General features: G+C 74.2%; 12 protein-coding genes. 6 read left to right on the top strand and 6 right to left on the bottom strand.

The genetic code is table 11. The annotated features are described in order from the left end of the window. On the bottom strand, positions 1–552 hold a 552-nt coding region (locus JWQ92_RS09675), incomplete at its 3' end, for an aminotransferase class V-fold PLP-dependent enzyme (RefSeq protein WP_297344246.1). A gap of 23 nt (positions 553–575) precedes the next feature. Beyond that, positions 576–1346: an isoprenyl transferase gene (locus tag JWQ92_RS09670; protein WP_297344245.1), complete on the bottom strand. Its 771-nt coding sequence runs from the start codon at positions 1344–1346 to the stop codon at positions 576–578. 107 nt (positions 1347–1453) lie between these two features. Here JWQ92_RS09670 and JWQ92_RS09665 point away from each other — a divergent pair, with 107 nt between their 5' ends. Continuing rightward, complete coding sequence (locus JWQ92_RS09665; RefSeq protein ID WP_297344244.1) at positions 1454–2215, top strand: hemolysin III family protein; 762 nt, start codon at positions 1454–1456, stop codon at positions 2213–2215. 5 nt (positions 2216–2220) lie between these two features. Here JWQ92_RS09665 and JWQ92_RS09660 read toward each other — a convergent pair whose 3' ends face one another. Next, entirely contained in the window at positions 2221–2442 is a 222-nt protein-coding gene (locus tag JWQ92_RS09660; protein ID WP_297344243.1) for a hypothetical protein, read from the bottom strand. 66 nt (positions 2443–2508) lie between these two features. Here JWQ92_RS09660 and JWQ92_RS09655 point away from each other — a divergent pair, with 66 nt between their 5' ends. Further along, complete coding sequence (locus tag JWQ92_RS09655) at positions 2509–2922, top strand: DUF4307 domain-containing protein (protein ID WP_297344242.1); 414 nt, start codon at positions 2509–2511, stop codon at positions 2920–2922. A 129-nt stretch (positions 2923–3051) separates the two neighbouring features. After that, the gene (gene greA / locus JWQ92_RS09650) at positions 3052–3540 is read left to right on the top strand and encodes a transcription elongation factor GreA (RefSeq protein WP_297344241.1); all 489 of its coding nucleotides are present in this window, start codon (positions 3052–3054) and stop codon (positions 3538–3540) included. A 3-nt stretch (positions 3541–3543) separates the two neighbouring features. On the opposite strand, the gene ilvA is transcribed toward greA, so the two are convergent. After that, positions 3544–4755: a threonine ammonia-lyase gene (gene ilvA / locus JWQ92_RS09645; protein WP_297344247.1), complete on the bottom strand. Its 1212-nt coding sequence runs from the start codon at positions 4753–4755 to the stop codon at positions 3544–3546. A gap of 76 nt (positions 4756–4831) precedes the next feature. Next, positions 4832–6034, bottom strand: coding sequence for an AI-2E family transporter (locus tag JWQ92_RS09640; protein WP_297344240.1), 1203 nt, complete (start codon positions 6032–6034; stop codon positions 4832–4834). A gap of 64 nt (positions 6035–6098) precedes the next feature. Between JWQ92_RS09640 and JWQ92_RS09635 the strand changes: the two genes are divergently transcribed. After that, complete coding sequence (locus JWQ92_RS09635) at positions 6099–7298, top strand: crosslink repair DNA glycosylase YcaQ family protein (RefSeq protein WP_297344239.1); 1200 nt, start codon at positions 6099–6101, stop codon at positions 7296–7298. 80 nt (positions 7299–7378) lie between these two features. Here JWQ92_RS09635 and JWQ92_RS09630 read toward each other — a convergent pair whose 3' ends face one another. Then, complete coding sequence (locus JWQ92_RS09630) at positions 7379–8332, bottom strand: glycosyltransferase family 9 protein (protein WP_297344238.1); 954 nt, start codon at positions 8330–8332, stop codon at positions 7379–7381. 106 nt (positions 8333–8438) lie between these two features. On the opposite strand from JWQ92_RS09630, the gene JWQ92_RS09625 reads away from it, so the two are divergent. Together JWQ92_RS09625 and JWQ92_RS09620 are read left to right on the top strand one after the other, a co-directional pair. Next, positions 8439–8987, top strand: a complete 549-nt coding sequence (locus JWQ92_RS09625; protein WP_297344237.1) for an HAD family hydrolase — start codon at positions 8439–8441, stop codon at positions 8985–8987. Between the two features lie 32 nt (positions 8988–9019). Beyond that, the coding region (locus JWQ92_RS09620; protein WP_367276727.1) for a glycosyltransferase family 9 protein at positions 9020–9603 on the top strand (584 nt) is incomplete at its 3' end.

The following is a 9603-nucleotide window of genomic DNA, read 5'->3' as shown; positions in this document are numbered from 1 at the left end:
CGCCCCGAGCGCCTGCACCGCGTCGACGATCAGCAGCCGGTCCCCGATCACCTGGCGGATGCCCTCGAGGTCGGCGACGTAGCCGGTGCGCGCGTCGACGGCGGAGACGGCGACCGCGGTCGTCGTGCTCGTCAGCTGTTCGCGGATCAGCCCCGGCGTGACCCGGCCGTGATCGGTCTCGAGCCAGATCGGCGCGGTCGCGTGCAGCGCCTCCGACGCCCGGACGGCCGCGGCGGGCAGGCTCGGGAACTCCGCGGGTGAGACGAGGATCCCGCCGGTGACCGCGAAGACGGCCTGCATCAGCCCCTGCGTCGTGGACGGCTGGAACGCGATCTGGTCGTCGCGGAAGCCGGTGACGGCCGCCGCTGCGGCGCGGAGCCGGTCGGTGTTCGTGTCGAGGCGCCCCAGCGCGCCCCACCGCATCCGGGCCAGCGCCTCCCGCTGCGCCGCGTCCTCCGCGAGCACCGCGGCGGACAGCGGCCCGAACGCCGCGAAGTCGAGGTAGCCGGGCTCCTCGGCGAAGCCGGCCAGGTAGTCGTCGAGGCGATCCATCGGGCGGTCAGCGTACCGGTGGCTCAGGTGCCGTAGCGGCGGTGGCGCTGCGCGTACGCCCGGAGCGCGCGGAGGAAGTCGACCTCGCGCAGATCGGGCCCCAGGGCCTCGACGAAGTAGAACTCGCTGTGGGCGCTCTGCCACAGCATGAAGTCGGAGAGCCGCTGCTCCCCCGAGGTGCGGATGACGAGGTCGGGATCCGGCTGGCCGCTCGTGTACAGGTGCTGGCCGATCGTCTCCGGCGTGAGCAGATCGGCGAGGTCGTCGAGGCTGCCCCCCTCCGCCTGGTGGGTGGCGACGATGCTCCGCATGGCGTGCGCGATCTCGTTCCGGCCGCCGTAGCCCACTGCGAGGTTGATGTGGAGGCCCGTGCGGTCGCGGCTGCGCTCCTCCGCCGCGGCGAGCGCCCGCATCAGGGTCTCGGGCAGCCCGGTCGCGGTGCCGACGTGCTGCACGCGCCAGCGCTCCGAGAGCGCGGTCGCGAGGTCGGCGATGATCCCGAACAGGGCGTCGAGCTCATCGCTGGTCCGCCCCGTGAGGTTGTCGGTCGACAGCAGGTACAGCGTGATCACCGGGATCCGCAGGTCGGCGACCCACTCGGCGAACTCGACGATCTTCGCCGCGCCCGCCCGGTGCCCGAGTGCCGCGGACTCGAGCCCCACCTGGCGTGCCCACCGGCGGTTGCCGTCGAGGATCATCGCGATGTGCTTCGGCAGCGGCCCCTGCTCGAGGTTGCGCCGCAGCCGGCGGCCGTACAGACGATAGGCCGGACCGCGCACTCGCTGACCCGGCATCCGCACCTGCTCACGGTAGTCCCGGCCTCTTCGAAGCAGCCAGGCCCGGACGGCGCGACCCGCCCGCCGTCCCCTCGCCGCCGGCCCGCCGCGACTAGCCTGCGGGCATGCGCGAGCAAGCGACCAGCCCCTCCGGCAGCCCGGCGCGCGCCACCACCGGCCCGACCGGACCGGCGGAGGACCTTCCGCACCTGCCGCTCGTCGACGAGGCCGCGCAGGACGTCCACGTCGAGCCGAAACCGACCTGGCGCGGGTGGATCCACGCGGGCACCACGCCGGTCGCGGCGGTCGCCGGGATCGTGCTGGTCGCGCTCGCGAACGGCACCGAGGCGAAGTGGGCGAGCACCGTCTTCGCGGTGAGCTCATTGCTGCTGTTCGGCAACTCCGCGCTCTACCACCGCATCGACTGGTCGCCCAGGGTGAAGGCGACCTTCCGCCGGGTCGACCACGCCAACATCTTCCTGCTCATCGCCGGCACGTACACGCCGCTGTCGCTGCTCGCCCTGCCGCCCGGTCCCGGCATCACGCTGCTGTCGGTCGTGTGGGGCGTCGCCCTGCTCGGCATCGGCTTCCGCGTGTTCTGGATCGGCGCGCCCCGCTGGCTCTACGTGCCCATCTACGTCGGGCTCGGCTGGGCCGCGATCATGGACATCGGGGCGCTGTTCGCCGCCAGCGTGCCGATGATGACGCTGTTCGTCATCGGCGGGCTGCTCTACACGGCGGGCGCGGTCGCGTACGCGCTGAAGCGCCCGAACCCGTTCCCCGGCCGGTTCGGGTTCCACGAGATCTTCCACACCTGCACGGTGCTCGCGTTCCTCTGCCACTGGACCGCGACCCTGATCATCGCGCTGCACCCCGTCGCCGGCTGAACCGGTCAGAGGGCGGGCGGCTCGTCCCGCCCGGCGCTCGCCGCGCGCTCCTCGGCCTCGCCCCGGTAACGGACCCGGCGGATGCGCCGCATCATGTCGACGATCAGCAGCACCACGACGACGGTGATCCCGAGGATGGTGAGGAAGCCGACCACGCCGGGGGTCACCACGTCCGGGTTGAAGCTCGGCGTGGGCGACGGTGTCGCTGCGGCGAGCGTCGCCCGCATCCGGCACGTCCTTCCGCCGGGGGAGAATGGCCCGGACACCCCGGATTCTACTGTCAGGAGCCCCTCGTGACCGCTGCCCCGACCCCGGGCGTCCGGCTCGAGGACCGCTACGGCCGCACGCCCGGCGGCCGGGGGCGGGGCCGGCTGACCGTCGTCGTCGTGGCGGCCGTCCTGGTGCTGGCGGCCGTCGTGTGGGCGGTGGTGACCGGGGTGGGCGGTGCCTCGAGCACGACCGATCTGCAGACGACGGGGTTCACGATCGAGAACGACAGCACCGTGACCATCGGCTGGGTGGTCACGGGCGAGGCGGGCGTCCCGCTCGTCTGCGCGGTCGAGGCGCAGGACCAGGACGGCAGCGTGCTCGGCCTCGTCGAGGTCCGCGTGCCCGTCACCGGCGCCCCTGCGCGGTCGGGGACGACGACCGTGCTGACCACGCGCCGGGCCGACACCGGCTTGATCCAGACCTGCCGCCGCGCCTAACATCGCATCTTCGACCGCGGGGGTCCCTGCGACGCGAGGCCGGCGCGGACCTCCCCCAGCGGATCCGCGGCGCCCGGCACGCAGCGCACGTCCCGCGCGGAGACGTCCCACGAATCACGAGGTCCCCTCATGTCACAGGAAAGCGCCGTCACCTGGCTCACCCAGGAGGCCTTCGATCGGCTCTCCGCCGAGCTCGAGGAGCTGTCCGGCCCGGGTCGCACCGAGATCGTGAAGAAGATCGAGCAGGCCCGCGAGGAGGGCGACCTCAAGGAGAACGGCGGCTACCACGCCGCCAAGGAGGAGCAGGGCAAGATCGAGGCCCGCATCCGCCAGCTGACCCAGCTGCTGCGCTCGGCCGAGGTCGGTGCGGCCCAGCCGTCCGACGGGCACGTGGCGCCCGGCACGGTCGTCACCGCGACGATCGCGGGCGCGGAGAGCACCTTCCTGCTCGGCAACCGGGAGATCGCGGGCGACTCGGACCTCGACGTCTACAGCGAGCAGAGCCCGCTCGGGCACGCGATCAACGGCGCGTCGGTCGGCGACACCGTCACCTACACGGCGCCGAACGGCCGCGCGATCACCGTGAGGATCGAGCGGGTCGAGCCCTACAAGGCCTGATCGTCAGACGACGATGACGCGAGGCGAGTAGCCCGACGCCTCGAGCCGGGCGATCACCTGGTCGCGGTGGGTCGCCCCGCGCGTCTCGACGCTGATGTCGATCTGCACCTCGCCGATCGGCATGCCGTTGCCGTGGCGCGTGTGCAGCACCTCGACCACGTTCGCGTTCACCTCGGCGATCAGCCCGGAGACCACCGCGAGCTGGCCCGGGCGGTCGGGCAGGCCGATCCGCAGGGTGAGGTAGCGGTCGGAGGCGACGAGGCCGCGGCTGATGACCCGCTCCATCATGAGCGGGTCGATGTTGCCGCCGGACAGCACGACGACCGTCTTCCCGGCGGGCTTCACCTTGCCGGAGAGCAGCGCGGCCACGCCGACGGCGCCCGCGGGCTCGACCACCAGCTTCGCCCGCTCGAGCAGCACGAGGAGGGCGCTCGCGGTCTCGTCGTCGGTGACGGTGACCACCTCGTCGACGAGCGACGACACGATCTCGAACGTGATCCGTCCCGGCGTCGCCACGGCGATGCCGTCCGCGATCGTCGGCGTCGTGCGCACCGTGCGCACCCCGCCGGCGGCGAGCGACGGCGGGAAGGCGGCGGCGTTCTCGGCCTGCACGCCGACGACGTGCACCCTGCCGGCCGCCGCCTGCGCCACAGCGGCGGCGATCCCCGAGACGAGCCCGCCGCCGCCGATCGGCACGACGATGGTGTCGACGTCGGGCACCGCGTCCAGGATCTCGAGCCCGACCGTGCCCTGGCCCGCGATCACGTCGGGGTGGTCGAACGGCGGGATCAGCACGGCGCCGGTGCGCTCGGCGAAATCGGCCGCCGCCTGGAACGTCTCGTCGACGACGTGGCCGAACAACTCGACGCGGGCGCCGTAGTCGCGCGTGGCCGCGAGCTTCGGCAGGGGCACGCCGATCGGCATGAAGATCGTCGCGGCGATCCCGAGGGAGCGGGCCGCGAACGCCACCCCCTGCGCGTGGTTGCCGGCGGACGCGGCGACCACGCCGCGGGCGCGCTCCTCGGGGCTGAGCCGGGAGAGCCGGTTGTAGGCGCCACGGATCTTGTACGAGCCCGTGCGCTGGAGGTTCTCGCACTTCAGGTGCACGGGCACGCCGACGACCTCGGACAGGTAGCGGGAGCTCTCCATCGGGGTGAGCGCGGCGACGCCGTCGAGCACGCGGGCGGCGTCCCGGATCCGCTCGAGGGAGGGCACGGGCGAATCGGGCAGCGTGTCGGCGGTCACGACGCGCACGGCGTCGGGGGTCTCGGCGAGCGCCGAGTCGAGCGGATCAGCCAACGGTCGTCACATCCTGGGGCTCGGGTCTGGTGGTGCGGCGGCGCCGGCGGCGGTCGCTCGGCGCTTCGGGGACGGGCGGGGTCGGCGGTGGAGCGTCGTCCTTCCACGCGCCGCCGGCGACGAACTGCACCGCCGAGTTCACCGCGGCGACGAACGGCACGGCGAACACCGCACCCGCGATGCCGCCGAGCAACGATCCGGTCGCGACAGTGAGCACGACGGCGACGGGGTGCAGCCGCACGGCGCCGCCCATCAGCAGCGGCTGCAGCACGTGGGACTCGAGCTGGTTCACCCCGACGACGCCCGCGAGCATGATCAGCGCCTGCACGGGCCCCACGTAGACGAGCGCGACCAGCACGGCGAGGCCGCCGGTGACGATGGCTCCGACGAACGGGATGAAGGCGGCGAGGAACACGAGCACCGCGATCGGCACGACGAGGGAGACCCCGAGGCCGAGCAGGAAGGCGACGAGGCCGATGCCGACGGCGTCGATGAGGGCGACGAGGATCTGCACCCGCGCGTACTCCCCCACCGACAGCCACGCGGCGCGACCGGCGCCGTCGACCGCGGCACGCGCTCGGCGCGGCGCGAGCCGGATGCACCAGCGCCAGATGCCGTTCCCGTCGATGAGGAAGAACAGGGTGATGAAGAGCGAGAGCACGAGCCCGACGAGCATGTCCGAGACGATCGAGGCACCGGACAGGGCACCGGCGAGGATCGTGCCGGAGTTCTTCTGGATCGTGCTCGAGATCGAGCCGATCGCGTTCGAGACGTCCGCATCCGTGATGCCGAACGGCGACGCCTTGATCGCGGCGATGAGGTTCTTGTACCCGGCGACCGTGCGCTGCTCGAGGCCGCCGATGCCGGTGCGGAGGGTGAGGACGACGAGCACGACCAGGCCGGCGATCACGACGAGCGTGCCGAGGAACGTGACGAGCACGGCGAGCCACGTCGGCCAGCCGGCGCGCAGCAGCCGGTTCTTCAGCGGCGTGAGGAGGCCGGACAGCAGCGTCGCGACGAGCACCGGCACGACCACCGTGTGCAGCAGGATCACGAGGTAGACGAGCACGCCGAGCAGCACGAGCACACCGATGATGCGCCACGACCACGCGCCCGCGATGCGCACGCCGACGGGGATCGCGCGCGACACGACCTCGTCCGGGTCGCGGGGCGGGTCGTCCGTACGCTTCGGCACGCGCCGAGTCTAGGGATCGGGTCGATCCGGGCAGGCCGTCCGGGCGCTCCGTTACGGTCGCGGTATGGCTGACCGGCTGACCCTGCGGGAGGCGCGCCGCATGGCGCTGGCCGCCCAGGGGTTCGCCGGCCCGCGCCCGTCGACGGCCGGTCCCGCGCGCGTGGCCGCGGAGCTGGCGCGGCTGAAGGTGCTGCAGATCGACTCGGTGAACGTCTTCGAGCGCAGCCACTACCTGCCGCTGTTCGCGCGACTGGGGCCGTACGACAAGCGGCGGCTCGACCGCCTCGTGCTCGAGCCGGGGTCGCCGTACCTCGAGTACTGGGCCCACGAGGCCGCGTTCGTCCCTCGCGAGGACCTCGGTCTGTTCGCCTTCCGGATGGACCGGTACCGCCGGCGCTACGGCGACCGGCTGGTCCCGCAGGCGCCGCTCGTCCGGCTGCTGATGGACCTCATCGCCGCGGAGGGCCCCCTCGCCGCGAGCGAGGTGGACCACGAGGCGAACGTGCGCAGCGGTCCGTGGTGGGGCTGGTCGGACGTGAAGCGCACGCTCGAGCTGCTGTTCGCGCAGGGCGACCTCGTCACGGCCGGCAGGAAGGGCTTCGAGCGGCGGTACGCGCTGCCCGAGCAGGTGTACGCGGAGCCGCCCGTGGCCGTGCCCGAGGCGGACGCGGTGCGGGAGCTCGTGCGGCGGGCGGCGGTGGCGCACGGCGTCGCCGCGCTGGCCGACCTCGCCGACTACCACCGGCTGCGATCCGACCAGACGGCGCAGGCGGTGCACGACCTCGAGGCGTCGGGCGAGCTCGTCCCGGTCGAGGTCGAGGGGTGGCGGCGCGGCGACCGGCCGCTGCCCGCCTGGCGGCACGTCGACGCGGCGCTGCCCAGGCGCATCCGCGCGGCCGCCGTGCTCTCGCCCTTCGATCCGGTCGTGTGGCAGCGCGACCGGCTGCTGCGGCTCTTCGGCTTCCACTACCGCATCTCGATCTACACGCCTGCGGAGGACCGGGTGCACGGCTACTACGTGCTGCCGGTGCTCGTCGACGACCGGCTGGCGGGCCGCGTCGACCTGAAGTCCGACCGCAAGGCGGGCGTGCTGCTCGTGCAGGCCGCGTGGCTGGAGCCCGGCGAGCAGCCCGAGGCGGTCGCGGAGCGGCTCGCGCCGGTGCTCGAAGCGGCGACCCGCTGGCAAGGCCTCGGTGCGATCGAGGTCGTGCCGCGCGGCGACCTGGCGCCGGCCCTCGCCCGGGCCCTCGCCTCCCACCCCTGACGGTCGCCACCTTCTGCGGGTTCGGAGCCCTCATCCCCCAGAACGCGGCAACCCCCCTTGGGAGGTCGAGCGGGCCGGCGTCAGCGGAGGGGGAGGGTTCCGATCGCCTCCAGCACCTCGTCGACCGTCACCGCGAGGAGGGCCGGATCGGGCTCGACGCCGAAGGTGTCGCCGACCCGCAGCTCGGCGTGGGTGAGCACCCGGTGCGGGCCCGACGCGGGCGGCCCCCACTCCTCGGGCGGCGCCGGGCCGAAGATCACGACCGACGGGATCCGGTACGCGGATGCGAGGTGCGCCGCACCGGTGTCGGCCGTCACGACGAGCGCCGCATCCGCGATCAGCGCCGCGAACCCGTCGAGCTCCATGCGACCCGCGAGCACCGTGGCCTCGTCGAAGCCGCCGAGCCGCGCGACCTCGAGCGCCCGGGGCCGCTCGCTCGCGCTGCCGCTGAAGACGACCTCCCGGCCCCGCTCCGCGAGCGCCCGCGCGACGGCGGCGAACCGCGCCGCCGGCCACTGGCGCGAGCCGTAGAAGGCTCCGACGTGCACGACCGCGGCGCCGGGCGCCGCCGAGGCGCCGGCCGGACGGTCGAGGCCCACGTCGTCCCGGTCGCCCGGCATGCCGAACGCCCCGGTGAGCCGCACCCAGCGCTCCCGCTCGAGGATGCCGTCGAGCCATGGCAGCCCGGGCTCCCCCGGGCGCGCGTGCTGCACCGTGATGCGCGCCTCGAGCGCATCCACGATCCCCCGCGACTCCGGACCGTTGCCGTGCAGGTTCGCCGCGACGTCGACGCGGCCGGGCGGGATCGGCAGCAGGGCGTCGAGCCCCTTCGCCGGCACGTGCCCGTCGAGACCCGGCACGAGCGGCAGCAGCGGCGCCAGCCACGCGGACGTCGCGAGCAGCAGCCGGTGCCCCGGCAGGGCCCGCCGCATCGCCTTCAGCGCGGGCACCGCCACCAGCAGGTCGCCGAGCTTCAGGGCACGCAAGGCCAGGGCGACCGGCCGACCCGACTGCTCGTCGAAAGCCTGATCCACGACTTCATCCTCGCAGGAGGTCACCTGAGCGGGAGGTCAGTCCTTCTTCAACGTTCTCTGCGCTTCTGCTCAGTTTCCCGCTCCTGGGCACGGGTAGGGATGACTGGTGGACACGCCTGGACCGAGCGTGCGCCGCCCCACGGCGGTGCTCTTCGACCGCGACGGAACGCTGGTCGTCGACGTGCCCTACAACGGGGATCCGGCCGCCGTCACCCCGATGCCCGGGGCCGTCGAGGCGGTCGCCCGCGTGCGCGCCGCGGGCCTGCGGACCGCCGTCGTGTCCAACCAGTCGGGCATCGCGCGCGGCATCCTCGACGCCCGGCGCGTCGCCGCGGTGAACGCCCGCGTGGACGCCGTGTTCGGCGCCTTCGACGCGTGGTGCGTCTGCCCGCACGGGCCCGACGACGGCTGCGGCTGCCGCAAGCCCCGGCCGGGTCTCGTGCTCGAAGCCGCTCGGCGCCTCGGCGTCGCACCTGCGGACGTGGTGGTGATCGGCGACATCGGTGCGGACGTCGCCGCAGCCGCAGCAGCGGGGGCGCGAGGGATCCTCGTGCCCACGCCGATGACCCGGCGTGAGGAGGTGACCGCGGCGCCCGAGGTCGCACCGGACCTGGCCGCTGCGGTCGAGGCCGCCCTCACCGGTGGTGCCGCGTGACGCGCCGCGTACTCGTCGCCCGCCTGGACAGCATGGGTGACGTGCTCGTGTCCGGACCGGCGGTCCGCGCCGTCGCCGCGAGCGCCGAGGTGCTGCTGCTCGCCGGCCCGCACGGCGCCGCGGCGGCTCGGCTGCTGCCGGGGGTCGCCGCGGTCGAGGTCGTCGACGCCGCCTGGATCACCGGATCGGGCGCCCCGGTCGACGCGGCGCTCGTCGACCGGATCGCCGGGATCGTCGCCGGAGCGGGGATCGAGGAGGCGGTCGTCCTCACCTCGTTCCACCAGTCGCCGCTCCCCCTCGCGCTGCTGCTCCGCCTCGCCGGCGTCCGGAGGATCACGGGAGCCTCGGTGGATGCGGCGGGCGGCCTGCTCGACGTGCGGCTGATCCCGGGCGAGACGCTGCCCGAGGCGCTGCCGGAGCCCGTCCGGGCCCTCCGCATCGCGGAGGCGGCGGGGTTCGCCCTGCCGTACGGCGACGACGGCCGCCTCGCCGTGGCGCTCCCCGCGGACGCGAGCGCCGCGGAGCCCGCGCCGTACGTCGTCGTGCATCCGGGGGCGGCGGTGCCGGCACGGGCCTACCCCGCCGAGGCCCACGCCCGCGTCGTCGCCGCGCTCGC

The sequence above is a fragment of the Amnibacterium sp. genome (genome assembly GCF_025463795.1).
Lineage (GTDB): Bacteria > Actinomycetota > Actinomycetes > Actinomycetales > Microbacteriaceae > Amnibacterium.
This window is presented reverse-complemented; position numbering and strand designations above follow the sequence as displayed.

Coding starts and splice junctions, on each gene's coding strand:
- greA (WP_297344241.1), top strand. CDS start 3,052: ATGTCACAGGAAAGCGCCGTCACCTGGCTCACCCAGGAGGCCTTCGAT.
- JWQ92_RS09665 (WP_297344244.1), top strand. CDS start 1,454: ATGCGCGAGCAAGCGACCAGCCCCTCCGGCAGCCCGGCGCGCGCCACC.
- JWQ92_RS09670 (WP_297344245.1), bottom strand. CDS start 1,346: ATGCCGGGTCAGCGAGTGCGCGGTCCGGCCTATCGTCTGTACGGCCGC.
- JWQ92_RS09660 (WP_297344243.1), bottom strand. CDS start 2,442: ATGCGGGCGACGCTCGCCGCAGCGACACCGTCGCCCACGCCGAGCTTC.
- JWQ92_RS09635 (WP_297344239.1), top strand. CDS start 6,099: ATGGCTGACCGGCTGACCCTGCGGGAGGCGCGCCGCATGGCGCTGGCC.